Here is a 26,129-nt window from a genome sequence, read left to right as displayed (position 1 = left end):
AAGGTTTATTAAAAGGTTTAATTAAGCTTTATTCAACCCCGAACAACGACTCTATACTAAGACCTTCATGTTTGAGAACTTCTTTCAATCTTTTTAAGGCCTCTACCTGAATTTGTCTCACCCGCTCGCGCGTTAAGCCAATTTCAAGACCTACCTCTTCCAAGGTCGCCGCTTCGTGGCCGAGTAGACCAAAGCGGCGCGACAGCACCTCTTTTTGCTTAGTGTTAAGTACATCTAACCACTGAACAATGCTGTTTTGAATATTATTATTTTGTAGCTGACTTTCAGGCCCAGTGTCATTTTCATCGGCTATCATGTCGAGCAGGGCTTTGTCGCCGTCGCCACCAATTGGTGTGTCTACAGAGCTTATACGCTCGTTCAGCTTTAACATTTTTCGAACGCTAGCGACTGGCTCACCCGTTACTTGAGCAATCTCTTCGGGTGTTGGTTCATGATCGAGCTCTTGAGACAGTTTGCGTGCTGTGCGTAAATAAAGATTAAGCTCTTTAACAATATGAATAGGCAGGCGAATAGTGCGGGTTTGATTCATCAATGCGCGTTCTATGGTTTGGCGTATCCACCAAGTTGCATAAGTAGAAAATCTAAAACCTCGCTCTGGGTCAAATTTTTCAACGGCTCGAATAAGCCCTAGGTTGCCCTCCTCAATTAAGTCGAGTAGCGCTAAGCCGCGGTTGTTATAACGTCGAGCGATTTTGACGACCAAACGAAGGTTACTCACAATCATGCGTTCGCGAGATGCCTCATTACCGGCAATGGCTTCGCGTGCAAATTTCACTTCTTCTTGGGCGCTAAGCAGCGGCGAAAAACCAATTTCGTTCAAATACATTTGTGTAGCATCAAGCTGTTTGAGCGTGACTTGCTCAGCTTTTACATCACTCAGTTTTTCATCGGGAGTGTCTTGTTCTGAATCGTCGATATTGTCAAATTCGAGTCCTTCAATCTCAGGACCGTCATTTTTTGTGTCATTGTTTTGAGTGACCATAATCGCGTCTCCGCTTGGTGAAAGGGGCAATGAAAATGTTCATCGTTACCCTTAGGGTGCTGCTATTCTTTGGGAAGATAAAGAAATGGGTCGCGCGATTTGCCTTTTTTACGAATTTCAAAATGCAACATGACTTCACTGGCACCAGACTGGCCCATAGTTGCGATTTTTTGTCCCTGCTCGACATACGTTTGTTCACCTACTAATATCTTATCATTGTGCGCATACGCGCTGAGATATTCGTCATCATGTTTAATGATGATCAGGTTCCCATAGCCCTTTAAAGCATTGCCGGCATACACTACTTTGCCGCTCGCAGACGCCACTATTTCACTGCCTAAACGCCCTTTGATATCTAAACCGCGATTACTGCCATCGCTACCCACTGTCGCGATTTTGTTTTCGCCTGTGGCTGGCCATATCCAAGGTATTTTATCAGCTTTTATCGAATTAGCGGGTCTTTTAGTCTGCTTTTTTCGAGCTTTAGCTTGCTTATTGCCACCATACGCCTGTGCTGATGGAGGGTCAACTACTACTTTGGTTGATTTTTGTGCACTTTTTGCTACGTTAATGTTTTTGTTCGCAATATTCTTCGGTGGTGCAGGGGTAAGGCGCAGCGTTTGGCCTACCTGAATGTTGTATGGCGCTGGGATATTGTTAATCTTCGCTAGGTCGCGATAAGTGTTTCCGCTGTAAAACGCGATAGCAAATAGAGTATCGCCCGCCTGCACAGTATAGGTATCGCCAGATATTTCGGTTAGGTTGTTGGTTGAGGCTATTCGGGTCGATAGGGTTTCAACGGGTGCTGGTTCAAATCGGCTGCTACATGCAGCGCCAAAAAGGGCAGTGATGAGAAGCAAAACCAATGTGAGCCGTTTCATGATTTGTCCTAACGCATGAGCAAATATGCAACGATGCCTAGCACCACTACAGCCCAGCCCAAATATTCTATGTAGTCTTTTAGCTTGGCCTCCATTGGTGGCCCGCCGTATTTCATAAAGGCGGCCACTAAATAAAAGCGCAAACCTCTGCCCACTGCCGAAGCGATCAAAAAGGGAAAAAACGCCATGCTAAGCGCGCCGGCACTAACTGTAAATATTTTATAGGGAATGGGCGAAAAGCCAGCAATAAAAACGACCCACACACCGTATTGGGCAAACCATGATTCAGCAAGCGCCAGTTTTTGTGCGTAACCTAAATCAACTATCAACGGAGATAGCCAAGACTCAAATGCGAAATAACCAAGTAAATAGCCAAATACGCCGCCCACCACACTTGCCACTGTGGTAATCAGCGCCAAACGCCATGCTTTATCAGTTTGGCTCAAAACCATTGGCGCTAGCATTACATCTGGCGGAATAGGAAAGAAGGTGCTCTCTGCACAGCTCAAGCCAGCTAAGTACTTTTCAGCATGCCGATGCTTTGACCACTGTAGGGTGAGCTCATATAAAGTGGTAAATATCTTCAAGAAAGCGCCCCTGCAATGAGTGGCACAAACTTTACATTTTCAATCGCGGTTTGCACCCACTCTCCTTGTTTATTGTCGATACACTTAAGTGCCTGCGTTTTTTCACCGACTGGCACTACTAGACGTCCATGTTTACTAAGCTGCAAGGGCAACGATTCAGGTAGATTCGCCGCCGCTGCCGTGACGATGATTGCGTCGAAGGGAGCCTTGCTCTGCCAACCTTGCCAGCCATCACCATGCTTCATTTTTACATTGTGTAAGTCGAGTTGATTCATCCGGCGTTTTGCTTGGAACTGCAAGGCCTTGATGCGCTCCACACTAAATACCGATTTAAACAGCTGCGCTAAGATCGCGGTTTGATAGCCAGAGCCAGTGCCAATTTCCAATATCGTGTTGGGTTGGATATCTTGTTCTAATAAAAGTTCGGTCATTTTGGCAACGGTATAGGGCTGCGAAATAGTTTGGCCCTGACCGATCGGAAGCGCGGTGTTTTCATAGGCTTTATGACGCAGGGCATCTGACACAAATAACTCCCGCGGCGTTGACGCAATTACGTCTAGCACGCGCGTATTTTTGATGCCCTCTTTTGCCAGCAAAGCGGCCAATTGTGTGCCTTTACGAGTGGATTTTATGTTCATTGTATTAAGGTTCTTGCAGCCATTGAGATATATTGCTTATTTGTTCGTGAACCGTCATGTCGGTTGAGAGAGGGCTTACCGAGCAATATCCCGAGCGCACAGCATCAAAATCAGTACCTGGACCAGAGTCATCTTCCTCTCCTAATCGGCCATACCAAAAAATTTGGTTTCCAAAGGGGTCAGTATCTTGCACCATTGTTTCAGCACGATGACGCTTTCCGCAGCGGGTTGCTCTAATACCCTTAATGTCTTCAAGTGGCAGGTTAGGAACATTAATGTTCAAGATTTGCTTAATATCTAGGGGGTGGTCGGCAAGCTTTTTGATAATATCTAGCGTCAGCGCAGCAGCGGTATCAAAATACTGGTCGTGCTTGGCGCATAACGACACGGCAATGGCTGGATGCCCTAGATGTCTGCCTTCTAGGGCTGCCGCTACGGTGCCAGAATACACTGTATCATCACCTAGATTAGGCCCATGGTTAATACCTGACACCACTAGGTCGGGCTCCTCAAACAAGCCACTGTTTACACCTAACTGAACACAGTCAGAAGGTGTGCCGTTGACAGAATAAAACCCATTTTCGGCCTTTTGAATGCGCAAAGGCTGGTGTAACGAGAGAGCATTGCTCATGCCTGAGCAGTTTCTGTCAGGTGCAATTACGGTAACATCAAAATGCTCTGATAAATGCTTATGAATGCAGGCTAGTCCTGCTGCAAACACGCCGTCGTCGTTACTTAATAATATTCGCATGCCTCTCCCGAAGTGTGATGTTTGTGTGTGGCCTCAAACCAGTCGCTTGCGTTAGCCCTTTAATGCAATTATTTCGCGCAGTACCGAGGTAGCAAAGCTACCAGAGGGTAGGTCAAAACTTAAGGTCAGTACGTCATCTTCGAGTGACCATTGCAACTTAGAAGGATACAGCATAACGTTGCGCCTTTCCTGCTTTAACCCTACAGAGCGCAGGGCATCCATAATCATATTATCTTGCTTGAGGCTTTCTTTCTCAAAGCGCAGGGCCTGTGCTTTTGTGGCTAAACGACCGCTACCAAAAAGCGGCGCTGTTGTGAGTACATCACGCTTTGCTAAGCGCTCGCGTAGGGCAACTAAATCATCTTGTTCAGACACTACAAAATAGCTGTTTGAGCCTGCCAACTGGAGCGCATCGCCCATCATTACCTGTTGATGCTGCTCGTTAACGATGCGCGCACTGGCAATATGATTAAACAAATAGCTGCGCAGAGCCGAGATTGCCATGGACCGTTTATTGCGATTTTTTATCGCCTCGCCTTGCGCCATACGCATGCCCAAGTGCAAATTTCCATTGTATATGGTTTTATCTTTTGTGTGCATCTCGCCAAAGCGTTGTTGACCATAGTAATTTGGAACACCACTGGCACTAATCGCCTGCATTCGTTCATCTAGTGTGTTTGGGTCGATGCTGTTGCTAAGCTCACGTACTTTGATTGTAAAGGTATTGCCGGCTAGGGCGCCGGTGCGAAGTTTCTTATTGTGTCGAGTGACATTTAAGATATTAATGTCAGGGTGTTCAAATGCGTCCCATTCAGGCGCTTCATTATTACCTTGATAAACGCTGAAATACTGCAGCGTGCGCGCAAACTTGTCTTTTCTGCCGGCATAGCTAATGTCTCTCAGTGCAATGCCTGAAAATTTCGCGAGCTGTTCGGCCACAAACGCAGTATTTGTGTTGCGCTTTTCTACCCACAGTAGATGATGCTCACCCTCGCCCGTGAGCGCAAAGCCCAAGCGCTCTTGCACAATGAAATCATCAATGCAGACCTTAATTCGCCCAGTCGCAAGCGGCTCACCATGCAAACGTACCCATCGAGCGCTGTCGATGGGAGCATCACTATTGATAGCGGCATTTTTTGTAGCAGTATTTTTTGTAGCCGTATTTTGCGGATTGTTTTGTAAGTCGACATTATCGGAGGTATCGCTCATGAAGTGCTTTCCAAAAGGACAACCGCGTCGCAGGCTATTCCCTCTTTTCGCCCAACAAAACCTAGCTTTTCTGTGGTGGTTGCTTTAACGCTTACTTGCGATAAATCAGCATCAAGCGCGCTGGCGATGTTTTGCCGCATGTTTAAAATATGTGGCGCTAATTTAGGCGCTTGGGCGGCAATCGTGATATCTACATTTACCAGTGCGTAGGCGTGCTGCTTTATCAAAGCGTGCACATGTTTGAGCAAATCAACAGAGTCGGCCCCTGCATATTGCTCGCTGGTGTCAGGAAAGTGTTGACCAATATCGCCAAGGGCGAGCGCGCCTAACATGGCATCACACAGCGCGTGAAGGGCGACATCACCATCTGAATGGGCAATTAGGCCGTGCTCGTATTCAATATGCTCGCCGCAGAGTATTAACGGTGAGTCTGAGCCAAATTTGTGAACGTCGTAGCCATGTCCAATTCTGATCATAGTGCCTCTGTCGCTGATAATGGTTGAGTGAGATAAAATTCAGCGAGTGCCAAATCTTCTGGGCGTGTAATCTTGAGGTTGCGCGACTCGCCAGCAACCAAACATACATTTTTGCCTGCGTGCTCCATGGCTGAGGCTTCATCGGTGATGCTTATACCTTTATTAATTGCATCTTCCAGCGCGTGTTCAAGGGATGCTCGATGAAACATTTGCGGCGTTTGTGCTTGCATAAGTGCGCTGCGGTTGAGCGTTTCACCAATTATGCTCTTGGTGTTTTCAAAGGGACCATTGCCCGCTATTTTCTTGACCGTATCGACCACTTCAAGGGCCAAAATTGCACCATCGCCGTGCCCGGCTCTTGCTAACAAACGTGCTAGTGCTTGTGCCGATAAACCAGGGCGCGCAGCGTCGTGTACCAACACCCAGTCGCTGTTGTGGTGTTTGCGTAACGAGCCAATATATTTAAGTGCGTTTAGTACAGAGTCTGCGCGTTCTTTTCCGCCGTCAATGCGATGTATTTTTGCAGAGTTAGCAATGTCTAGCGTCTCAAAATACCTGTCGTCTGGGTGCAGGGCCACCACCACGGTATCAATCCACCGATGGGCTAAAAAATGCGTAAGCGTATGCTCTAGAATGGTTTTTCCTGCTACGCGAAGGTATTGCTTTGGCAGTTCGCTTTGCATGCGGGTGCCAATGCCAGCAGCAGGGATAACAACCGACAGGGATGGGGGCGAAGTCAAATAAACTACTCTTTTGGTAAGATTCGGTAAAAAGTTTCGCCTTCTTTTATCAGGCCAAGCTCATTTCGTGCGCGCTCTTCCATGGAGTCTATGCCAAGCTGTAAGTCTTTAATATCGGCTTTAAGAAGCGCATTTCGCTGCTGTAAATTCGCGTTTTGTTTCTCGAGGGCAGAAATTTGAGTCTGCATATTTCGATAGTCGGAAATACTGTTTTTACCAAACCATAAGCGAATTTGCAGAGCAGCTAAAAGTGCTATTAAAACCACCGCTATCCATTTATGTTTCATAAGACTGTCCTGACATGCATCTCTAAATTAAGACATTTATCTTTAAATTAACCAATACCACGAGCTTTTGCACAATATTAGCATACCTTGGCGGGCATGCCGATACTCAAATTCAGCGCTTTTTTAAGATTTTTACCGTGGGCCTAAGTGCACAGGTAAGAGGCCGCTTAAGCTATGTTGGCCGTTAAAAATTTTTCGTGCACTTGCAGACGGATTTCCTTGGTTTGTTTGACCTTAGCGCGTTAAAATGCGCGACCAGTTTAGTTTACAATAGCACCGGTATCGGTGATTTCACTTACCTTGCAATACTGGCAATTTGTCCCAATACCTTATAGGGTGACGCCGTGGAGTATGTCAATCCAACTCAAGCTGAAACATCCTGATTTTAACTTCAAAGAGGTCTTCTATGTTAGTACGCAGTAATCTTGCTACCGAGTCACTTATTCGCCAGAAAATACGTGACTTTTATCGAATTAGCGAGGGACGTGCTGTTGATCATATCCTGCCAGAAGCGGAAGTGAGCATGCGTGCGCGCAGCCGTGCTTGGGAGCGTGCGCGCACAATGGTATTGCGTATTCGTCGTGAAAATTCTGCACACGGCGGTGTGGACGCCTTGCTCAATGAATACTCCTTATCTACCGCCGAGGGCGTGGTGCTGATGTGTTTAGCCGAAGCGTTGCTGCGAGTGCCTGACAAAGCCACGCAAGACGAATTGATCCGAGATAAACTCTCGCAAGGCAAGTGGGCACCGCATTTAGGCAACAGCGACTCGCTGTTTGTTAACGCGTCAGCTTGGGGTTTAATGTTTACCGGTAATATGGTGACCTATGCCGACAAGCGCAAGCAAGAGCAGCTCGGCCTGCTGAAGAAGACCCTGGGGCGGTTAGGCGAGCCTGTTATTCGACGCGCCATGAACATCGCTATGAAGGTCATGGGTAAGCAGTTTGTGATGGGCGAGACCATAGAAGACGCTGTAGAGCGCGCTGAAGAAAAAGAGAAAAAGGGCTACGTATACTCTTATGACATGCTAGGTGAGGGTGCTCGCACTGGCAAAGACGCCCAGCGATATTACGACTCGTACGTGCATGCTATAAAGATAATTGGTAAGGCGGCAAAAGGCCGCGGCCCTAAAAAAAGTCCCGGTATTTCAGTAAAACTGTCGGCTATTCATCCACATTTTGACTTTTTGAAGCACGAAACCATTGTTGATGAGATCAGTGAAAAGTTAAAAGCGCTTTGCCTGATGGCTAAAGAATATGACATAGGTTTAACGGTTGACGCCGAAGAGTCTGAGCGCTTGGAAGTATCCTTGGATATTATTGAACGCGTTTACAGCGACCCAGACCTAGCAGGATGGGCCGGCTTTGGATTAGCGGTGCAGGCCTATCAAAAACGAGCAATTTTTGTCATCGAGTGGTTAAGAGAGCTGAGTCAAAGAGTCGGCAAGGTAATCATGGTGCGGCTTGTGAAAGGCGCGTATTGGGATACTGAAATTAAGCATACGCAGCAGATGGGAGTAGAAGACTTCCCGGTATTTACCCGCAAGTCGTCAACAGACGTGTCGTATCATGCCTGCGCTAATCGTTTGTTGGCCTACCGAGATACCATCTATCCTCAGTTTGCGACTCACAATGCGTATACCGCGTCGGTCATTTTAGAATTGGCGGGTGATGATAAAGAAAACTTTGAGTTTCAGTGTTTACACGGTATGGGCGACACCTTGTATGACCAAATAGTGGAAGAAGACCACATTCAATGCCGCGTATACGCGCCCGTTGGTGAGCACGAAGACCTGCTGGCCTATTTGGTTAGACGTTTGCTGGAAAACGGGGCTAACTCATCATTTGTAAATGCCATTGTAGATGATGAAAAAGAAGTTGAAGAATTACTTGGTGACCCCGTGGAGCATACGCAGCGCTTGAGCCGCCGTGAAAACGACCAAATTTGCATGCCCATCGATTTGTACGGACAAGAGCGCAACAATTCCAGAGGACTCGATCTGTACGATATTAACCACGTCATTAATACAAAGTTCAGTTTAGAAAAGTGGTTTAGCCAGCACATGCAGCAACTCGAGCAAACACCAAATAAGGATGCTTTAGTCGCTGTAGTAAATCCTGCCAATCATGACGAAGTGGTTGGGTATCATCAATACGATGACAAAGTCGCGATTGAGGCCAAGTTAAATGCCGCGCACGGTGCATTTGAAAGCTGGTCACAAACGCCTGTACAAGAGCGCGCCGAAATTTTGCGTGCAACGGCCGACATTCTTGAGCGGCATATGGATGAGCTCATTGGTCTTTGTATAAAAGAAGCAGGTAAAATTGCGCAAGACGGGATAGATGAGGTGCGCGAAGCCGTTGATTTTTGCCGATACTATGCAGCCCGTGCAGAGGTGCTAGACCCTGACCAAAGGCTTGCACCGCGGGGTGTCATTTTGTGTATTAGCCCGTGGAATTTCCCGTTAGCCATCTTTTTGGGCCAAGTGGCGGCTGCCATTGTGACCGGTAATACGGTAATGGCAAAACCAGCTGAACAAACTAGTTTAATCGCCAAGCGAGCCTTAGAGCTGATGCATTCGGTGGGTTTACCTAAAGATGTTGTGCAATTAATACTGGCCAAAGGACCAGACGTAGGCGAAGTGTTGCTACCAGACGAGCGCGTTCAAGGCGTTATGTTTACAGGCTCTACCGCAACCGGCACCCTCATTTCTCAAAAACTAGCCGAACGCGGCGTGGGTCAAGTACCGCTGATTGCAGAAACAGGCGGACAAAACTGTATGATTGTTGACTCCACCGCCTTACCTGAACAAGTGGTAGATGATGTTATTACCTCAGGTTTCCAGAGTGCTGGTCAAAGATGTTCGGCCCTGCGGGTGTTGTTTGTGCAAGAAGACATTGCCGATGATCTTATTGATATGTTGATAGGCGCTCTTAAAGAGATGAAAGTGGGCGACCCGCAGTGGTTGGGCACTGATATAGGCCCGGTAATTGACGAAAAAGCCCTCAGCTCTTTACAAGAGCATGCCAACTACATGGCCGAGCACAAAGGCGCGAAGCTGTTGTATCAGAGCAAGCTCGACGAGTCACTGAACGGTACCTACTTTGCTCCTCGTTTGTATGAAATTGACGATATTTCTGTGCTTAAACGTGAGGTATTTGGTCCGTGCGTGCATGTTGTTCGCTTTAAAGGCAAAAAAGTGAATGAAGTCATCGAGCAAATCAACAGCACAGGCTTTGGCTTAACTATGGGTATACATACACGCATAGAAGAACGCGCTCACGAATGGGCCAAGTTATCAAAGGCGGGTAACGTATACATTAACCGTAATATGATTGGTGCGATCGTGGGCGTGCAACCTTTTGGTGGCAGGGGCTTATCGGGCACCGGTCCAAAGGCAGGCGGACCGAACTACCTACCACGACTGATGGTTGAAAAAGCGACGCCAGATGCAGAACCCGTCAATAATGAATTTGCAGACGACAAGGCGCTGGCAAGCGATAAGGCAGACTACGAAGCGGTAACTAGGTTAATGACCAAGGCAACCGAAGTTGCCGAAACATGGCGGTTGACCTCACTGACCTCGCGTATTTCGTGGGTGCGTCAACTGCTTGCGAAAATTGCGACAGTGGACATTGTTGACGAGCTTGCAGACGATTTGAACAAGACTCTCGCAACCGCGAGAGCGCAGTTGATCACGATTGAAAAACGCTTGAAAAAACCAACGATTTTGCCTGGCCCTACAGGTGAGTCAAACACGCTTTACTTAGAGCCGCGCGGGGTGTTAGTGACCTTTGCGGATAAAGAAGTGGCCTTTGAATATTGGGTACTATCGATAGTGACCGCACTTGCCACCGGCAATACGGTTATCTCGGTGGTCTCTGAGCTCTTTTATGAGGAAGCACTGGCCTTTCAAAATAAGTTGGAAACCACTGGCGCTCCAAATAATATTTTTCAGGTTGCCCGCTTGAAACACCTAGAGGCTTTGTTAAAGCATGAATCTTTAAATGGCGTGGTGATTGACAGTAGCACACCTAGAGCAGCCTACATTGCCAGCGAATTAGCGCAGCGAGAAGGTGCAATCTTGCCTATGATTACCGCTGAATATAACGATAATATGATACAGCGACTGATGACTGAAAAAACAGTCTCTATTGATACGACGGCATCAGGCGGTAACACCTCATTGATGACCCTTGAAGAAGACGACGATTAAGACAGGCTGCAGTAATGGAAATTGAGCTTAAATTAGCTGTTGAGGATGGCGCACTTGCCAGCATAGAGTCGGATTTTTTACCGACGCTTGATGCTAGTGTTGCGCGCACCGAAAAAGCAGTGTTCAACGACTATTACGACACGCCTGACTACACTTTGGGCAAGCGAAGAATGGGTTTTCGGGTGCGCAGCACCGACGGCCAATTTGAGCAAACAGTGAAAACGCAAGGTCAGGTGCAAGGTGGGCTGCATCAGCGGCCTGAGTACAACCTTGCACTTAGTTCACCGGTGCCAGATTTAACGCGCTTTCCAAAGGATATTTGGGGCGACGATTTTGATGTTGAGGCCATTGGCAGACGCTTAAGCAAGCTGTTTACAACTCATTTCACACGTACGCAATTTGATATTAAAACCGACGCCGGACACGTAGAATTAGTTTTGGATATTGGTGAGGTTAGCCGAGGGGACAATACCCTGCCGATTCAAGAAATCGAATTAGAACTCAAAAGCGGCGCACCTAAACTTCTGTTTGATATTGCCCAGGGCCTCGCCAAGGTTATGCCGGTGCGTCTTAGCAATATCACCAAAGCGGCTCGAGGGTATCAACTTGTTCAAGGGGCAAGACCAAACGTCCAAAGCTTGCCCAAATTCTTGTCATTGTTGGCAGATGACACCACCGAAGCCGGTTTTTGTAAAGCGATAGAGTGTGCGCTAGCGCATTGGCAGTATCATCAAGGCCTGTTCTTGCAGACGCAGGATGCCAAAGCACTCACGCAGGTCAGAGAAGCCTTGCTTCTATTGATGCAGAGCGTGTCATTGTATTTGCCTGTGCTGCAGTCTGACAGCCTGCTGGTACTGCATAAAAAACTCCTGTCGATGGTGCAGCAGTGGTCATGGCAAAAGGATTTAATAAGCATCCATCAACTTCGTTCTAAAAAAGGCGCTTTTTGTAAGCGTGTACCCAAAAACTCGCAGTTGGTGAACTATTTATTGGGCCGCAGAGAAGGACTGTTGCTAGCTTACAAACCTAAGGAGTTATTGCTGTCGAGTCTTAGTAGCGATATCCAGCTAAGTGCCTCACGTTTGTTAATTGAAAAGCCTTGGCGAACACAAACAGACGGTGCGCAAATACCCGTAAAAAAACACGCCAACGGTTGGTTATCGCAAAGCTGGCAAACCCTTATGCAGTCGCTGCCGCGAAACGGTAAGATGGACGCAGTTAAATATTTATCGATTGAAATTTTACTAAAACAATCTTTGTTAAATGGGTTTTTGTTAGGCGACCTCTTTGCTGACAGTCGCGGACATTTTCGTGCGCCCTGGCTTGATTTACTCCAAGGCATAGAGGAGCTCAAAGCATTGGCCTTTTTAAAAGACGCTATGCATGAATGCGAAGTAGACGACCCGCTAGATTTTCAGAAATGGATGCAGCAGAAGTCAGAAAGCCTGTTGGCCGTGATGGAACGCTCACGCGAGATTGCCATGGACGCTGAAGTCTACTGGTAGTGTAGCTAGCATCGAGTTAAATCTGCAGGTCTGATGAATCGCCAATTGATTAAATAGTAGACAAAGCTTAGTCAAGCTGAGTATTATTATCTTAACATCATATGGATATTGGTTGACCTGCATTCCCTCAGTATCCCTAACAAGGCGATACCCTATGATACACAAACCCTTCTTCTCAAAATCTACCCTGTCGTTTGGCTTTTTAGCCCTCCTATTTTCATCTGTATTGAGTCTGTGCTTAGTTTCGCTGAGCGTTAACGCCCAAGAGGGCTTTGATGATGAAGCTATCGTGGTGCACGTAAAAAAAATACGTGATGAGGATAGTAACTATTTGCGCGGCGTAACAAAGGCCGCTGCCCGAGAAATCACCAAAGGCGGTGAATTTGAGGCTAAGCTTCACAAGCGAAATGCCAAAGGCCCCGTTATTGAGGTTCGCCCGCCAGCGTTTAATTTTGCAAAATACCAAGAGGGGATGAGCACAAAAGAAATGGCCACAGCGGGATTAAGTTTGGTGTCTGAGGTTGGCAGCATGTTTGGCTTTGGTGAGGAGGCCGCAAAGGTCAATGAAATGAATGCTCGGATAAACTCCAATAATTCGCTGCTCGCCGCATGGGGTGAAGATGAGCAAGTGATGGTAACTATGGAGTCGCGTGTACTGTTAATAGACGACACCACAGGCATCGAAATTAGCCGGTCAATTAGCTACGAACAAGTCTTTGACTCAAAGTCGTCTTTTATGGAGCAAAAAGAAAGCATTATTCAAACTGCGGTAGTTGGGGAAGTGAAAAAGGTATTGGTTGAATACCTTGAAGACATGGAGTAAGCGCAGTGGCTGTCTCTACAAATACTTACGAACGTGCTTGCAATGGTGCTTACACACGCACTTTCGCTCGCACTTATGCGCTGTTTTTTCGACAAAACCATGATCGCGCTCATCCATGGGGCATTGGCGTAGTTCTGTGTTTTACGTTAATGCTGATGAATATCGCCCCTGTTGGCGCCAGCGCAAAATGTGCAGCGGCTAACCCGTCGTCTGTGTCAGATGTTTATGAGTGTGTTGCCACAGCTTCAGTTAGCCTACACAATAACGTTAATCCTTTCATTAATACCCAAAAAGCTCAGTGCTTAAATTTAAAGATGGTGTACGCCAACGTGCTTCAGCAACATGGCGTAGCAAGAGACAAAGTTAACGAAAAACTCCCGACATGCGAAGTATTTGCCAAAGTGCTACTTGACCTCAACGGTGAGCCGCCATTTTGGCAATCTTGTTTGGGCTACGATGGCAGTGCTGAGCATATGGTAAAATGCCTAACTGGCATGGCGACTCAGGCAAATAGTAAGCACAAGCGCCAGCTGCAAATGCTCAACAATTGCGGCGTTGCAGGCATGATGTATGAGTCAATTCTGCTGAGCTTAGACGATACAAACTCGATGTCTATGCCAAGTAATTATAAGCGCCCCGACTGCGACACCTTCCTTGCAAAACTTGAGGCGTCGCAAGACAGTGTTGAAGCAAGTCCGTGTGCAGACTTTTCTGAAAATAATATTAATGCGCACGCACGTCGGTGTTTGTTATCTGACCAGCGCATTAAACAGATGAGTCCAACACTGACCTGTCAAACAATGCGACAGCTGTATCAGTCAAAATTGATTCAAACCTATGGAAAAATTCCAGAGGGATTTCGCTTGTTGGCGTGTTCGGTGCTTAACCCTATTATTGAAGAAGCGCAGGCGCTACGATAAATCGTACTGTCGTAGCAATGATTAGGCGCTCTGGTGAATCCTTACTGTGCCTTCACATATTGGGCCTTAATATATAAAAACACGCTCATTTTCACACTTGGCGCATTCTGTGCTTAGTTCTTTTTAATTCGCTCATACCATAATTAGTGCTTAGCAAATACCGCGGCTCATGCCGAGCAGATGCTAATCCTAGATAGATGCGCGTGCGTCATCTATTTGACGATAAGTGTATGAGTGCTATACAGGGTCAGAGCTTAGATTAACTACAAGAGGTCGTCAGTAATATGAATGTGCTGTTCAGGGTAGACGCTGCACTAGAGATCGGAAGTGGGCATGTTATGCGCTGCTTAACGCTCGCGCGCGCGCTCAAATCAGCATCCATCAACTGTGAGTTTCTTTGTAGGCAAACCACGGGAGACCTAATTGCCTTTATTCGCCAACAAGGATTTGTGGTTCATTCGTTAAGCCCGGCCCTCAACAAGCACGCAAATGATTTTGACACCACAAGTATTCAATCACTTGACGCTCAACAAAGCCTTAAGGTGATTAGTCAAGATTACGAACTCCTGATTGTTGACCACTATGAACTTGGCGCAGAGTATTGCGCTATGCTGCGTAAGCGCTGTCGAAGCATCATGGTCATCGATGACTTAGCCGACAGAGAGCACGACTGCGACCTACTGCTAGACCAGAACCTCTTTCACGCGTTAGAAAAACGCTATGCGGGATTGTTGCAAGAGCATTGTACTCGCTTGCTAGGACCGAAGTTCGCGCTATTAAGACCTGAATTTTATCAGGCGACGCATAAAAAAATTGATGGACGAATTTTAGTGGGGTTTGGCTCAAGCGACCCTCACAACCTAAGTGCTATTGCTCTAGAGGCTATTGCGCGGCTCGACTGTAAAGCGCTCAGCGTTGACTTGGTGATTGGAGATAATTATCCGTGGCGCGAGGCGCTAGAAAATAAAGTCAAGCAACAACAGAATGTCGCGCTACATGTGCAAACACCGCACATGGCAAAGCTAATGTGCCAAGCGCAGTTTATGCTTGGTGCAGGCGGTACAACGCATTGGGAACGCTGTATTTGTGCGCTTCCTGCTTTGGTGGTGACGTGTGCCGATAATCAAATTGCCAGCACTGAATATCTAACGCAGTTAAATGCCTGTGTGTATTTGGGGAGGGCTGAGGAGGCGAGCGTGCAGATGCTCGAAAAGAATATTAGCCGTTATTTATCACAACCCGATTTGCTTGATACGGTGGCAAATGCTGCACGCAACATCGTGCCAAAAGATGCCGGAACGCCTTTGGTGGTAGAGCATGTGTGCAATCTGCTAGGTATCAAAGGTACAGGCAAGAAACGGCAAGGCGAGCCCGACGTTTACAGTCAGCCCCTAAATCAAAGAGGGGAGACAATAAGCAATGAGTAATAAAAAGCGATATCCCCTTAGCGGTTTTTCGCCTCTTAAAAAAGACTTGTTAGAACAGGTGTGGCACTGGCGTAATAAAGAAGACGTGCGCCGAAACATGCACAACAGCTCTCTTATTACTTGGGATGAGCATCTACAATGGTTTGAGCGCCTGCAACAAGATAACACCCGTCGATTTTTTATTTTTTACCAAAATAACAGACCAATCGGTGTGTTGAACTTTCATCAACGCGGCCCGAGCCAATTAGAGTGGGGCTGTTATTTGGGGGAAACCAAGGTTTGGCCAGGCTCAGGTTTATTGCTAGAAATTGCAGCGCTTGATTATGCCAGTACGGTAAAACATATAGATACGCTTTATGCAGAGGTCTTGTCATTTAATACGGGCGTACTCAAAATGCATAAGCTTTTTGAATATACACCTCTACCAGACATTGAAGCATCAAGCCAAGAGCACACGATAAAAGTGTTTCAATATGTCTTGGCAGATTGGCGCAACACGCGGTCAGCCATTTTAGCTAAACTGCCTAAACAGATAGCGGGCGCGGCTGCTTTTATTGAATTTAACGACGTCGATAATCAGAATTGGGAATAATAACGTGGAATTAGAACAAATAATCCGAAAGGCATTGGCAGAGGTGGCTGTTATGGCCGATTGTCAGCTCGTTGAGCCTATTGAACATGACACTGTGTTGCTACAAAGTGGCTTAGATTCTTTAGGGTTTGCTATGTTAGTGGCACAACTTGAAGAGGAGCTGGATATTGACCCTTTCAGTGATATGCAAGATGCCGTTTACCCACAAACGTTTGGGGAATTTTTAGTGATTTATCAGCAAGCAATAGTGCGAGATTAGCCTGTCATATGAGTTTGTTTGCGCATCTTAAAACATCCGGTTTTACCACTACGGCGATAGATGGAAGTGTGAATGTGAGCTACGCCTCGCTGATAGCGGGCGCCCAAGCATTGCGCGAAAAACACCATAATTTAAAAGGGCAAAGTCTCGCGATATCCCCCGTGGATATTGATGAGCTTGTTCTAGCGATAACGGCTTTTGATGGATGGTGCAAAGCGTTATATATGCTGCCAGATAATAGTTTAGCCTTGCCCGAAGGTGTATGTAAATGGCCGCTTGATGATAGGCCTGAAGATAGTGCTTTTGTTTTAACTGACACAACAACCGAGCGCGACACAGCGACTATCTCAGAACAAAATACACGTTGGTATTTAGCGACATCCGGAACAACAGGCACGCCTAAATGGATAGTGCATGACTTTGCCAGCCTTTCGCGCGCCATCAAAACATCTTCGCATACGCAACAATTGCGCTGGGGCCTGAGTTATCAAGCAGCGCGTTTTGCCGGTTTACAGGTGGTTTTACAAAGTCTGCTATCGGGTGCGCTACTTATTGATTGCAGCAGCGGTGATATTGAACAAAGACTTCAACAAATGATACACCATGAGGTTTCAGCGCTTTCGGCTACGCCTTCATTTTTTCGTCAATTGCTTATGACCGCTAAGCTTAGCCAGCTCAATCTCAAACAAATAACCTTGGGCGGCGAAATAGCCGATCAGGCTCTGCTTGATACCTTAAGTCAGTTGTTTCCACGCGCAAAAATTATGCATATATATGCCTCCACAGAGGCTGGTGTTGGTTTTGCGGTAGCAGACAAAAAGGCAGGCTTTCCGAGTGAGTGGTTACAGCAAACGAGAAGCGGACTGAAATTAAAGGTTAGTGATGCGCAGCACCTAATGATTAAACCCGAGCAGCAAGGCTTTCTAGAAAACCGCGTGGTCGACAGCGAGGGTTATATCGACACCGAAGATTTAGTTAGCATTGAGCAAGACCGCGTTGTTTTTCAAGGGCGTGCTTGCGGCGTGATAAATGTGGGTGGTAACAAAGTTCACCCCGAAGCGGTTGAGCAAGTCCTAACGCAGCATGAAGATGTTGTGTTGGCCAGGGTTTACGCAAAGACGAGCAGTGTTTTGGGACAGTTGGTAGCATGCGAAATAGTGGCCAATACACAAGACACTCAAGGCTTAAAAAAGAAACTACTTGCGCACTGCTTAGCAAAGCTAGCGCGATACCAAATACCCAGTCAATTTAAGTTTGTTAGTCACTTGGCGAACCAATCCACAGGAAAACTGAGCAGATGAATAGCAATCCCGCAAAAAAGTTAGTCGTTGTTACCGGCGGCAGTCGAGGTTTAGGTTTAGCCATTTGCCGCCAGCTTTTGTTGCACGGCTATGCTGTAGTGGCGGTCTCGCGAACCTATAGTGAGGCGTTTTCAGCGCTGCAAAATAGCAATGAAGACCTTCATTTTATTGAGGCAGACCTTTCTCGCCTTGATGATATTCAAGGTATTTGCAGCACGATTGTTAAGCAGTACGGTCGTCCCTATGCGCTCATTAACAATGCCGCGGTTGGTTATGATGGCGTGCTAGCCACTATGCACAACAGTGAGATTGATACGCTTATGAAGCTTAATATTCAGGCACCAATATTATTGAGTAAGTACCTCATAAGGCCAATGCTGCTTAATCGGGGCGGGCGAATTATTAATATATCCTCAATTATTGCGCGCACAGGATTTAATGGTTTGAGCGTTTACGCAGCAAGTAAGGCCGCCCTTGAAGGGTTTACAAAATCATTGGCTCGAGAAGTAGGCAAAGCAGGCATTACAGTCAACTGCGTCGCACCTGGGTACATGCAAACTGAAATGACCAACAGCTTAAAAGATGAAAAACTAGAGAGCATTAAACGTCGAAGTCCTTTGGGTCGCCTAGCAAGCCCGGAAGACGCCGCGGGCGCTTTGATTTATTTGTTAAGCGAGCATGCCACAGCAGTCACCGGAACAGTGCTAACGGTAGACGCAGGCAGCACTGCTTAAAGTAGTTTCTTGTTAGCACGATTTGATATTAACGCGCACTTAGCCTGAGCATTGAGAGACGCGCTGGCGACAATCGCCTCACATACCAAAGATTAAACTAAAGTTTAAAAATTGTAGGCTTAAGGCCCTTTTGACTATTGTCACAGCTTAAAGGGTCGATATTACCTGTTGAAAAACATTTTAATTAAGCTTTTAAATGCACATTAGGTATTGTTGATAAGCATGGTAATTTTTGACGAATTCGTTTCATTTTATTTTTCAGCCTCGATTGGCATCAATCTTCTGTGCGCGGCGGTGGTCACCACGTCAGGTCTTCGTCAGCATCCGGTCTATCGCACAATATTGCTCGGCTGCATAATCTCAATCATGTACCAATACAGCACCTGGCAGTTTCACGTTAGCCTCGAACCTGAAAGCGCCATGATGTGGCTTCGCATTCAAACCTCAATCGTCATTGTTTCCCTTCCTATTATGTTTTTATTGTTTGTGCAATGGAGCGACCAGCGCATGCCGCGCTCGGGCTACATTGGTATGTGCGTAATTAGCGCAATATTTTTAACGATTAATCTGCTAAGCGACGGCACACTGCGGTTTTCAGGGCATGTTGATTTGTTAAGAGTGCCAATATTTAATGGCAGTGAAATTACCCGCATGTTGGGCGATAGAACGCCGGGTGTCTATGCGTTTCAGCTATACGCGGTTGCTCTTTTGGTGGCACTTATTTATTTGGCTACCAAATTATTTAAACAGGGCAAAAAGCTATTAGGCGTATTGCTGATCATAACTTTATGCATTCAAATATTTGCGTCAATTATGGCGATTTACATGGACTCAGGTCGATTTAACTTTTTCTATTTAGGCGGTTTTGCGTTCACCGTACTCAACTTTGTTGCCTGCGTTACCGTGGCTACGTCTTTAAGCATCAAGCGAAAATCGCTCAAATCCGAAGTAGTTAATAGAGAGAAGCTTGAGTCGGTATTGTCTAGTTTAGCAAAGGGAGTTTCGAGCTATGACAGCCTGCAGTTTTATAAAACGATGATGACAGAGCTGCAGTCATTGAGTCAGGCGAAGGTTTGTTATATCGCGATGCTAGACGACAATAATGAAACCCTTACGACTAAAATCGTTATGCATGAAAATACAGAGCTCGAGAATAAGCGCTTTTACCTGCGCGACATTCCAACAGAATTGATGTCCGGTAGGCAATGTACTTACGTAAATGCCGATTTAAAAACGCTATATCCTCAATTTACCTTATTTAAGACAGTCAACGCTAAAAGTTATGTCAATGCGCCCATGCTTGATGAACAAGAAAACCTAATAGGCGCTATCGTTCTATTGTCTGACGAAGAAGTTGATGAGCCGACCACACTCATGCAAACCTTAGACGTGTTTCGCTCACGAGCGGCCGCTGAAATTCAACGAGATAGACTCCAAAACAAACTCCATCAAACGGCTTATTTCGATCATCAAACCGGTTTGCCAAACATATCAAAGCTGCACGAGCAGATTTCCTTTGCCTATAGCCAAAGCTTAGAAGAGCAAACGCAATCGGTACTCATACTCATTGATTTAAACAAGTTCACAGAGATAAACCGAGATTTTGGCTTTGCGTTTGCTGAAGCGTGCTTAAAAGAGCTCGGACAGCGTTTGTCAGGCTATATGCAAAAGGATGTAAGCATTGCTCGTGCAGGAGGTGACGAATTTGCCGTATTAATCTCAAACGTGTCTATGCATGCAGCGGGTGTTGCTAAACTTCACTGGGACGCTCTATTTGAAATGATTAAAAAAACCATTCACGTTAATGGCCTAAGTGCAGAGCTTGATGCTTGTGCGGGCGCTGTGGTTTTTCCTGAGCAGGTAGAAAACGCGCAAGAAGTGCTGCGCTGCGCTGAGATTGCTTTAGAGCAGTCTAAATTTACGCGTCATAATGAAGTGACTATGTTCGATGCCAAAATATTGGAAGAAATGGATAGACGCAGGAAAATCGAAGTGGGTCTGCTGCATGCGCTGCAGGAAAACACCGAATTATTTCCAGTTTATCAACCCAAAGTTGACCAATTTGGTCGCCTGATTGGTGCTGAAGTCCTGTGTCGCTGGATAAGCAAGGACTTAGGATTTGTGCCCCCAGATGAATTTATTGCAGTTGCGGAGTCCTCGGGCACGATAAGAGAACTTGGTTTGTGGATGTTGGGGCAAGTATGTAAAGACATAAACGCTTGGAAAGAGCAGGGCGTTGAGATTAATGGCCGCATTGCGGTAAACGTTAGCTCTGTGCAATTAATACAAGAACATTTTGTTGAAGATGTACAAAAGCTCATCTCTGTGCATGGCATTACTCCTGACGAGCTCGAGCTTGAGCTTACCGAGTCTGGGATATTGAGTAACCTAGAAGACTGTATAAATAAACTAAACGCACTGAGAGAGCTTGGCTTTACTGTGGCTCTTGACGATTTTGGGACAGGCTACTCGTCTTTGTCTCATCTTAAGGACCTACCGCTGGACGTGTTAAAAATTGATCGCTCCTTTGTAAATGTAATAGAAGAAAAGCGCTCAAGCGAGCTAGCACGTTCAATCGTTACCATCAGCCATAATATGGGCTTGAAAACCGTCGCTGAGGGCGTAGAGCACGTCTCACACGTAGATATTCTTGCGCGGATGGGTTGTGACATTTACCAAGGTTATCATTTTGCCAAACCCATGAAGGCCGAAGAATTTACCGAATGGGCAGGTGCTCAAGACTCATAAAAGTATAACGCGAACCGCTGAGTTTGAGTTTGCCGCCATCTCCAAAATCTCAACACTGCCCAAGTTATGCAGGCAAAACTCAGTACTCCCAGCTATTAGTAAGCTTAAAACACATCGAAATAAACGAAAATCTTTAAATTGTATGTGAACACTTGCTTACTAGTAAGAGCATTAAAAACAGATGCGACATGCGACTGTCGTTCTATAAATTTCCCACTGTCGTATCGTTGTCTTTATTCTGTCGTTTTTATAAGGCAAAAAATCCTGTGGAATGCACTGGCATTCAAACCACAGGAGTAAGACAATGCAAATAAGTAATTTAGGCATCACACAGGGGCCAGATCAAATGAGTCAAGTATCATTACGTAAAGGCTATTGGTTCTACTTCGAACACGAAGGAAACGACATTTCAATGTTTGGCTCTGTTTACTCGGGCAAAGAAAAAGTTTTTTTCAACAATAAAGAAGTGTCTGCTTTCAGAAACCTAAATAATTTTAAAAGCCAACATAGTTTTGAAAAAAACGGGCATCATTACGAGGTTAAAACTCGTATGACTAGTATTTTAAAAGGCGAGATTGAGGTCAGTCTTTATTGTGACGGTGAGCTCATTGAAAGCGATACCGTGGCGCAAATCAGTCGAAAAAACTGGAAATCGGTGTTAGTTAGCTTTGTGGGTTTGTTCGTGTTGTTCATCATGCTCGGCTATATCGTTGCTAAAGTATTCGCATAGTTTTTTAACTTTAAGAGAAACAGTGTTTCAGCGCGTAGGGATTTAAAGGTGGAGCCACAATGAACAAAATTAGTATGAAAAGGGGATTATGGTTCCATCTCCCTTTTGAGGACCAAGGCGTACGTCATCAAATTGCCGTGCACCTTAATCCCATGACCGGAAAAGAAGTGGTTTATGTTGACGATCATCCCGCATCGGAACGTCGCAATTTGTTGGCCACTCGTTCAACTCATCACATAATGATTAACGACAGTGCGCTTACGGTAGAGCTAGAAGAAACCGAGAGTTTCAAAGGTGTTTATCGAGCCAACCTCAAAAGGCTTCGCACTGTTATCTGCTACGATGAAAAACGCCTTTATTCAGAAAAAGGCGCGCTTAAGAGTATCGCCTTACAGCTAGCCGCCAGCATTGTTGCAGGTATTCTACTTGCCGGTGCTTTGTATTTGGCAGTACAGGCATTATATGGCGGTGCAGCTTGATGTGGATTTGTATTACAGCATCGTGCATGAGGTATTTGTAAATGGAGGTTCGTGGCGACATTGTCAAAACTATGCGTTTGGAAAAAGGCTGGACACAGGCTCAACTTGCGGAAATTTGTGATGTTAACCTGCGCACCATTCAACGCGTCGAAAATAACGGCAGTGCGTCGCTTGAGACCATCATGTCGCTTTGTGTCACCTTTGATGTGAAGCGACAAGCTTTGTTTAAAGTACCAAGTCCAGAAGAACTTGCGCTGGCCCAAAAAGACGAATTGCAAACGTCGGCGTTGAGTATTAGAGCCCAGCTCTTAATTTTTATAGGCGGAGTTACGTTTGGAAGTGCCATCACCATTGTTACTGTGCTGGCGCTGCTGCAGTAGCTTCGCTTTAATTACTGAGTTGCTTAGCGCGAGTTGCTTTATTCATGGCTCAAATAATAGAAAACAACATGGTGGGCTGAAGGATAAACGTGTAGTTTGGCACAATCAGAGCGCAAAGTTATTACACTTTTGATTGGGCTATTCTATCGACATTTTCGCAAATGATATAGCTTGAAGAAATTCGTCTTTTCGCCCTTCTTCCGGCCAACCGACAATTTGCTCTATGAGAATACCTTTGCGATAAATTAATATTGTAGGTGTGTTCCAATATTCAATTTCCGGCCAATGTTCTTTTGAGTAGATGAATCGATAACTATGGCGCTTATAGCTATTGTTAGATTGCAAACGCTCACCGAGTCTTAACTCCCCATTTTGTCTTGTGATCCATACTGTGGAAGCAAGGATATCGCCATCGACAAGCGCCTCATATTCAATCCAACGCGCGAAGCGTTCTGAAGGTGAACAGAATGGAGACCCAACGATCACTATTTGAATGTCGTTTTTTGATAAATCAAACTTTTCTTCGACAAGCTTATTTGGTGTCTCAATACTGAGCAGTAGTCGTTCGTTCGGCGAGCGGGCGATGGCTGCGTCTGATTTCGAAATTGCAGGAATATCAGCTTTAGTATCTAACTCGAATGTTGTCATAATTCTTTTTACGTCTTCAAATCGCCATGCTGCAATATATCGCTCGGACAAAGCTAGCGCATATCGTTCACGATTAGGGTTACCTTTAGATAGATTAGAGACAAAGTGTTCAAATAAGACTAAGTGTTCGAGCTCAATAGAATAGAAACTTATTTTATTAATGATACTAAAGAACAAATGCGCATTTTCAGGTGACCAAAAGGAGTCAACTCTAGACAAATAAAACTGTTTCACGCACTTTTTAAAAAGTTGTGCCATAAACAAAGAGCGATGGTTAACTAAAGATGTGTTGCCCGAAACCAGAGCTTTTTCAGAGTCTGGTAGAATTTCCAATTCGAAAACTTTCGTCTTTATGTTGTTAAGCGAGCTGCACCTTTCGGACGCTAATGTATATCCGGATAAACTAAAAAGTAGAAGTGCTAAGATTGTAAGTTTCATCGATAAAGCTCTGCTCACATCAAGCAAACAGAGCTTCTCCTATATCGTTCAGCAACTACCCATGCAAATCGATCCTTGCCGCTCAGTACATGTCGCTCGCCCAGCGCAATAATATCCTTTATGGTCACCAAACACGGGCATATTATTCGTACCTGCAACAAATTCTGATGTATCTTCAAGGGAAATAGGCCGATCAAGCAACATCACGTCTAAAGTTGTTTCTATGCGAGCATTTGAAAACAAGTGAGTTGCATGCTGCTTCCCGAACAAGCGAAGAACGGTATATATTTGCGTGGGTGTAAGTTCAGCCTCAAGATCTGCATAATAAAACCCTGCTAGTCCTCGTTGATTGAAAACAAGACTATTAGCAAACCTTGCTTTCGCATCCTCTGACAGAAGATTCAACGGACTAGAGTCTGCAATTTCGATCGTCTGAAAGTCAGCCATAGTTTTTACAGTAGCCAACTCAAACGCAACTTGTTGATTTCTTAACTCAAGTTTCTTTATATCTTCGGCTTTTTTAGCCTGATAAGGTGAACTACTTAATGATTTAATATTATCATTAGCGAGAACGACGAATGATGCGGTAAGAAATGCTAAAGCAAAATAACGATACAATTTTTTCATTTTAAAATCCCTATAAAAATTAAATAAAATTGCTCATTCAGAGATCCTGAGACTACTGGGCGTCGCCACCATAAAACAAAAATTCCCAAATATGAATCGTTTTCCGGAAATTAATCAAGTCGTACAGTGAACGGAAGACGCTGCCAGTATTAATGTCCGCCACCGATTTTGTCATCGATGGCGGCTTTATCGCTAATTGAGTAAGAGGTGATATGAATCAATTTACTTTGACTACGACCTTTCCAAAATGCTTTGTGCTTTCCAAATATGCTAAAGCTTTATGGGCTTGTGCAAAATTGAACACTTTATCTATTTGTGGTGTGAGCTTATTAACTTCAATTGCTCTATTCATGGCTTTAAACATATCAACCGAACCGACGTAAGTGCCCTGTATCTTAATGTTCTTATGAAGAATTAAACCAGTAGCGACTTCAGAAGCTAAGCCAGTTAGCACGCCCATCAGTGAGATAGAGCCGCCAAACTTCACTGCTTGTAAAGTTTTGTTAATAGTACCTGGGCCACCGACCTCTACAGCATGGTCGACTCCTTCGCCCTCGGTGAGATTTAACACAACCTGCTCCCAATCTGGCTGCTTCTTATAATTGATGACATGGTCAGCGCCTAGGGCCTTCGTTTTTTCTAGCTTGGCGTCGTTCGAACTTGTGATAATGACTTTAGCGCCTATCATTTTTGCAAACTGCAAAGCAAAAATGGATACTCCGCCAGTGCCAAGTAAAAGTACGGTTTGTCCGGCTTGTAAATTAGCCCCCACGAAATTTGCATACCAAGCGGTGACGCCTGCACACGGAAGGGTAGATGCTTCTTCAAAACTCAAATGAGCAGGAAATCTTACTACGCCAGAAGCGGGGAGTACTACCTGCTCAGCCAATACTCCATCCACTTCTCCACCGAGCGACCCAGCCTGCTTTTCGGCATTCAACGGACCATTTATCCAGCCTGGCATGAATGCGCCGCAAACTCTATCGCCGACCTTCAAGTGTGTAACATCGCTACCGACTGAACTGATAATTCCAGCGCCATCAGAAACAGGGATCACGCCAGTAGTTTTCCCGTTTTCTGCATATGTCCCCTTGATCACCAGTATGTCTCGATAATTGAGTGCGCATGCTCTCATATCAATACAAACCTCATCGGCCCTTGGGAGGGGCTCAGCTCGCTCAACGCACTTAATGCTATCTACAGTGTTGCCTTTAACGATTTCATAAACTTTCATATCGCACCTTTTTAGAACTATGAATTAAAAAATGAAGGGTTACTTTGCGATACAACAATTAAATTTACAAGTACATACAAAAATGTAAGTATTGGCTGAAATTAGCCAAATTGAGAATTTTTATGGCAAGAAATTATGATTGGAAAACAGGTTGTGATGTAGAGGCGACGCTGAGCGTTATCGGCGGTCGATGGAAACCTGTTCTGTTATTTCATTTGTTAAAGGAGACAAGGCGTTTTGGCGAACTGTGTAAAATGACACCAAACGCCACCCAACGCATGATCACTCTTCAGCTTCGTGAGCTAGAAGAAGACGGCGTAATTCATCGCAAGGTCTATCCTGAAGTACCGCCTCGTGTTGAGTACAAGCTTACAGCATTTGGGAAAACGCTTGAGCCGCTATTATTGCAAATGCGTGAATGGGGGGAGTCTTTTAAGCAAACGCGGGACATCAAGTAATCGTTTTGCATGAGCGGCATGATATCAGCTGATAATCT

Annotated in this window: 26 protein-coding genes; 14 read left to right on the top strand and 12 right to left on the bottom strand. The window is 45.5% G+C overall.

The annotated features are described in order from the left end of the window. Positions 1 to 28: 28 nt before the first annotated feature. The 9 genes from rpoS to ftsB form a co-directional block, all read right to left on the bottom strand. Positions 29 to 1,003, bottom strand: coding sequence for an RNA polymerase sigma factor RpoS (gene rpoS, locus ACFO4O_RS10245; RefSeq protein ID WP_382408032.1), 975 nt, complete (start codon positions 1,001 to 1,003; stop codon positions 29 to 31). 62 nt (positions 1,004 to 1,065) lie between these two features. Next, a complete protein-coding gene (locus tag ACFO4O_RS10240; protein WP_382408030.1) occupies positions 1,066 to 1,884 on the bottom strand; it encodes a peptidoglycan DD-metalloendopeptidase family protein in 819 nt (272 codons plus the stop codon). An 8-nt stretch (positions 1,885 to 1,892) separates the two neighbouring features. After that, positions 1,893 to 2,471: a YqaA family protein gene (locus ACFO4O_RS10235; RefSeq protein ID WP_382408028.1), complete on the bottom strand. Its 579-nt coding sequence runs from the start codon at positions 2,469 to 2,471 to the stop codon at positions 1,893 to 1,895. After that, positions 2,468 to 3,109, bottom strand: coding sequence for a protein-L-isoaspartate(D-aspartate) O-methyltransferase (locus ACFO4O_RS10230; protein WP_382408026.1), 642 nt, complete (start codon positions 3,107 to 3,109; stop codon positions 2,468 to 2,470). Before ACFO4O_RS10230 ends, ACFO4O_RS10235 begins: the two co-directional genes overlap by 4 nt. A 4-nt stretch (positions 3,110 to 3,113) precedes the next feature. After that, on the bottom strand, positions 3,114 to 3,860 hold the full coding sequence (gene surE / locus ACFO4O_RS10225) for a 5'/3'-nucleotidase SurE (RefSeq protein WP_382408025.1): 747 nt from the start codon (positions 3,858 to 3,860) through the stop codon (positions 3,114 to 3,116). A 51-nt stretch (positions 3,861 to 3,911) separates the two neighbouring features. After that, positions 3,912 to 5,069 carry a tRNA pseudouridine(13) synthase TruD gene (gene truD, locus ACFO4O_RS10220; RefSeq protein WP_382408023.1) on the bottom strand — a complete coding sequence of 386 codons (1,158 nt, stop codon included), beginning with the start codon at positions 5,067 to 5,069 and terminating at the stop codon, positions 3,912 to 3,914. Beyond that, complete coding sequence (ispF, locus tag ACFO4O_RS10215) at positions 5,066 to 5,545, bottom strand: 2-C-methyl-D-erythritol 2,4-cyclodiphosphate synthase (RefSeq protein ID WP_382408021.1); 480 nt, start codon at positions 5,543 to 5,545, stop codon at positions 5,066 to 5,068. Before ispF ends, truD begins: the two co-directional genes overlap by 4 nt. Next, the gene (gene ispD, locus ACFO4O_RS10210; RefSeq protein WP_382408019.1) at positions 5,542 to 6,285 is read right to left on the bottom strand and encodes a 2-C-methyl-D-erythritol 4-phosphate cytidylyltransferase; all 744 of its coding nucleotides are present in this window, start codon (positions 6,283 to 6,285) and stop codon (positions 5,542 to 5,544) included. The genes ispF and ispD overlap by 4 nt, the downstream gene beginning before the upstream one ends. Positions 6,286 to 6,290: 5 nt before the next feature. Continuing rightward, positions 6,291 to 6,572 carry a cell division protein FtsB gene (gene ftsB / locus ACFO4O_RS10205; RefSeq protein ID WP_382408017.1) on the bottom strand — a complete coding sequence of 94 codons (282 nt, stop codon included), beginning with the start codon at positions 6,570 to 6,572 and terminating at the stop codon, positions 6,291 to 6,293. A gap of 406 nt (positions 6,573 to 6,978) precedes the next feature. Between ftsB and putA the strand changes: the two genes are divergently transcribed. The 13 genes from putA (at position 6,979) to ACFO4O_RS10140 (ending at position 22,686) form a co-directional block, all read left to right on the top strand. Next, positions 6,979 to 10,788: a bifunctional proline dehydrogenase/L-glutamate gamma-semialdehyde dehydrogenase PutA gene (gene putA, locus ACFO4O_RS10200; RefSeq protein WP_382408015.1), complete on the top strand. Its 3,810-nt coding sequence runs from the start codon at positions 6,979 to 6,981 to the stop codon at positions 10,786 to 10,788. A gap of 14 nt (positions 10,789 to 10,802) precedes the next feature. Continuing rightward, the gene (locus ACFO4O_RS10195; RefSeq protein ID WP_382408013.1) at positions 10,803 to 12,293 is read left to right on the top strand and encodes a CYTH domain-containing protein; all 1,491 of its coding nucleotides are present in this window, start codon (positions 10,803 to 10,805) and stop codon (positions 12,291 to 12,293) included. Between the two features lie 154 nt (positions 12,294 to 12,447). Beyond that, positions 12,448 to 13,116: a hypothetical protein gene (locus ACFO4O_RS10190; protein WP_382408011.1), complete on the top strand. Its 669-nt coding sequence runs from the start codon at positions 12,448 to 12,450 to the stop codon at positions 13,114 to 13,116. A 5-nt stretch (positions 13,117 to 13,121) separates the two neighbouring features. Beyond that, positions 13,122 to 14,036, top strand: a complete 915-nt coding sequence (locus ACFO4O_RS10185) for a hypothetical protein (protein WP_382408009.1) — start codon at positions 13,122 to 13,124, stop codon at positions 14,034 to 14,036. Between the two features lie 284 nt (positions 14,037 to 14,320). Continuing rightward, positions 14,321 to 15,463 (top strand): UDP-2,4-diacetamido-2,4,6-trideoxy-beta-L-altropyranose hydrolase, encoded by a 1,143-nt coding sequence (gene pseG, locus ACFO4O_RS10180; protein WP_382408007.1) that lies wholly within the window; start codon positions 14,321 to 14,323, stop codon positions 15,461 to 15,463. Beyond that, a complete protein-coding gene (gene pseH / locus ACFO4O_RS10175; protein ID WP_382408005.1) occupies positions 15,456 to 16,055 on the top strand; it encodes a UDP-4-amino-4,6-dideoxy-N-acetyl-beta-L-altrosamine N-acetyltransferase in 600 nt (199 codons plus the stop codon). Before pseG ends, pseH begins: the two co-directional genes overlap by 8 nt. 4 nt (positions 16,056 to 16,059) lie before the next feature. Beyond that, entirely contained in the window at positions 16,060 to 16,314 is a 255-nt protein-coding gene (locus ACFO4O_RS10170; RefSeq protein WP_382408003.1) for a phosphopantetheine-binding protein, read from the top strand. 8 nt (positions 16,315 to 16,322) lie between these two features. Then, a complete protein-coding gene (locus tag ACFO4O_RS10165) occupies positions 16,323 to 17,615 on the top strand; it encodes an AMP-binding protein (protein ID WP_382408001.1) in 1,293 nt (430 codons plus the stop codon). Then, complete coding sequence (locus tag ACFO4O_RS10160; protein ID WP_382407999.1) at positions 17,612 to 18,349, top strand: SDR family NAD(P)-dependent oxidoreductase; 738 nt, start codon at positions 17,612 to 17,614, stop codon at positions 18,347 to 18,349. The genes ACFO4O_RS10165 and ACFO4O_RS10160 overlap by 4 nt, the downstream gene beginning before the upstream one ends. 222 nt (positions 18,350 to 18,571) lie before the next feature. Next, positions 18,572 to 21,097 carry an EAL domain-containing protein gene (locus ACFO4O_RS10155; RefSeq protein ID WP_382407997.1) on the top strand — a complete coding sequence of 842 codons (2,526 nt, stop codon included), beginning with the start codon at positions 18,572 to 18,574 and terminating at the stop codon, positions 21,095 to 21,097. A gap of 304 nt (positions 21,098 to 21,401) precedes the next feature. Next, positions 21,402 to 21,827: a hypothetical protein gene (locus ACFO4O_RS10150; RefSeq protein ID WP_382407995.1), complete on the top strand. Its 426-nt coding sequence runs from the start codon at positions 21,402 to 21,404 to the stop codon at positions 21,825 to 21,827. Positions 21,828 to 21,886: 59 nt separating this feature from the next. Next, positions 21,887 to 22,306, top strand: a complete 420-nt coding sequence (locus ACFO4O_RS10145; RefSeq protein WP_382407993.1) for a hypothetical protein — start codon at positions 21,887 to 21,889, stop codon at positions 22,304 to 22,306. A 41-nt stretch (positions 22,307 to 22,347) separates the two neighbouring features. Further along, the gene (locus tag ACFO4O_RS10140; RefSeq protein WP_382407991.1) at positions 22,348 to 22,686 is read left to right on the top strand and encodes a helix-turn-helix domain-containing protein; all 339 of its coding nucleotides are present in this window, start codon (positions 22,348 to 22,350) and stop codon (positions 22,684 to 22,686) included. A gap of 138 nt (positions 22,687 to 22,824) precedes the next feature. On the opposite strand, the gene ACFO4O_RS10135 is transcribed toward ACFO4O_RS10140, so the two are convergent. The 3 genes from ACFO4O_RS10135 to ACFO4O_RS10125 form a co-directional block, all read right to left on the bottom strand. Continuing rightward, positions 22,825 to 23,799: a hypothetical protein gene (locus tag ACFO4O_RS10135; RefSeq protein WP_382407989.1), complete on the bottom strand. Its 975-nt coding sequence runs from the start codon at positions 23,797 to 23,799 to the stop codon at positions 22,825 to 22,827. 21 nt (positions 23,800 to 23,820) lie between these two features. Then, entirely contained in the window at positions 23,821 to 24,399 is a 579-nt protein-coding gene (locus ACFO4O_RS10130) for a hypothetical protein (protein WP_382407987.1), read from the bottom strand. A gap of 217 nt (positions 24,400 to 24,616) precedes the next feature. Then, a complete protein-coding gene (locus ACFO4O_RS10125; protein ID WP_382407985.1) occupies positions 24,617 to 25,633 on the bottom strand; it encodes a zinc-dependent alcohol dehydrogenase family protein in 1,017 nt (338 codons plus the stop codon). Between the two features lie 122 nt (positions 25,634 to 25,755). Between ACFO4O_RS10125 and ACFO4O_RS10120 the strand changes: the two genes are divergently transcribed. Then, a complete protein-coding gene (locus ACFO4O_RS10120; protein ID WP_382407983.1) occupies positions 25,756 to 26,091 on the top strand; it encodes a winged helix-turn-helix transcriptional regulator in 336 nt (111 codons plus the stop codon). Positions 26,092 to 26,129: the final 38 nt, after the last annotated feature.

The sequence above is a fragment of the Glaciecola siphonariae genome, from assembly GCF_042652645.1.
Taxonomy (GTDB): Bacteria; Pseudomonadota; Gammaproteobacteria; order Enterobacterales; family Alteromonadaceae; genus Glaciecola; species Glaciecola siphonariae.
This window is presented reverse-complemented; position numbering and strand designations above follow the sequence as displayed.

Bases quoted from the DNA above. Each gene is read 5' to 3' on its own strand.
- rpoS (WP_382408032.1), bottom strand. From the start codon at position 1,003: ATGGTCACTCAAAACAATGACACAAAAAATGACGGTCCTGAGATTGAA.
- ACFO4O_RS10240 (WP_382408030.1), bottom strand. From the start codon at position 1,884: ATGAAACGGCTCACATTGGTTTTGCTTCTCATCACTGCCCTTTTTGGC.
- ACFO4O_RS10230 (WP_382408026.1), bottom strand. From the start codon at position 3,109: ATGAACATAAAATCCACTCGTAAAGGCACACAATTGGCCGCTTTGCTG.
- surE (WP_382408025.1), bottom strand. From the start codon at position 3,860: ATGCGAATATTATTAAGTAACGACGACGGCGTGTTTGCAGCAGGACTA.
- truD (WP_382408023.1), bottom strand. From the start codon at position 5,069: ATGAGCGATACCTCCGATAATGTCGACTTACAAAACAATCCGCAAAAT.
- ispF (WP_382408021.1), bottom strand. From the start codon at position 5,545: ATGATCAGAATTGGACATGGCTACGACGTTCACAAATTTGGCTCAGAC.
- ftsB (WP_382408017.1), bottom strand. From the start codon at position 6,572: ATGAAACATAAATGGATAGCGGTGGTTTTAATAGCACTTTTAGCTGCT.
- putA (WP_382408015.1), top strand. From the start codon at position 6,979: ATGTTAGTACGCAGTAATCTTGCTACCGAGTCACTTATTCGCCAGAAA.
- ACFO4O_RS10195 (WP_382408013.1), top strand. From the start codon at position 10,803: ATGGAAATTGAGCTTAAATTAGCTGTTGAGGATGGCGCACTTGCCAGC.
- ACFO4O_RS10190 (WP_382408011.1), top strand. From the start codon at position 12,448: ATGATACACAAACCCTTCTTCTCAAAATCTACCCTGTCGTTTGGCTTT.
- pseG (WP_382408007.1), top strand. From the start codon at position 14,321: ATGAATGTGCTGTTCAGGGTAGACGCTGCACTAGAGATCGGAAGTGGG.
- pseH (WP_382408005.1), top strand. From the start codon at position 15,456: ATGAGTAATAAAAAGCGATATCCCCTTAGCGGTTTTTCGCCTCTTAAA.
- ACFO4O_RS10165 (WP_382408001.1), top strand. From the start codon at position 16,323: ATGAGTTTGTTTGCGCATCTTAAAACATCCGGTTTTACCACTACGGCG.
- ACFO4O_RS10160 (WP_382407999.1), top strand. From the start codon at position 17,612: ATGAATAGCAATCCCGCAAAAAAGTTAGTCGTTGTTACCGGCGGCAGT.
- ACFO4O_RS10155 (WP_382407997.1), top strand. From the start codon at position 18,572: ATGGTAATTTTTGACGAATTCGTTTCATTTTATTTTTCAGCCTCGATT.
- ACFO4O_RS10150 (WP_382407995.1), top strand. From the start codon at position 21,402: ATGCAAATAAGTAATTTAGGCATCACACAGGGGCCAGATCAAATGAGT.
- ACFO4O_RS10145 (WP_382407993.1), top strand. From the start codon at position 21,887: ATGAACAAAATTAGTATGAAAAGGGGATTATGGTTCCATCTCCCTTTT.
- ACFO4O_RS10140 (WP_382407991.1), top strand. From the start codon at position 22,348: ATGGAGGTTCGTGGCGACATTGTCAAAACTATGCGTTTGGAAAAAGGC.
- ACFO4O_RS10130 (WP_382407987.1), bottom strand. From the start codon at position 24,399: ATGAAAAAATTGTATCGTTATTTTGCTTTAGCATTTCTTACCGCATCA.
- ACFO4O_RS10125 (WP_382407985.1), bottom strand. From the start codon at position 25,633: ATGAAAGTTTATGAAATCGTTAAAGGCAACACTGTAGATAGCATTAAG.
- ACFO4O_RS10120 (WP_382407983.1), top strand. From the start codon at position 25,756: ATGGCAAGAAATTATGATTGGAAAACAGGTTGTGATGTAGAGGCGACG.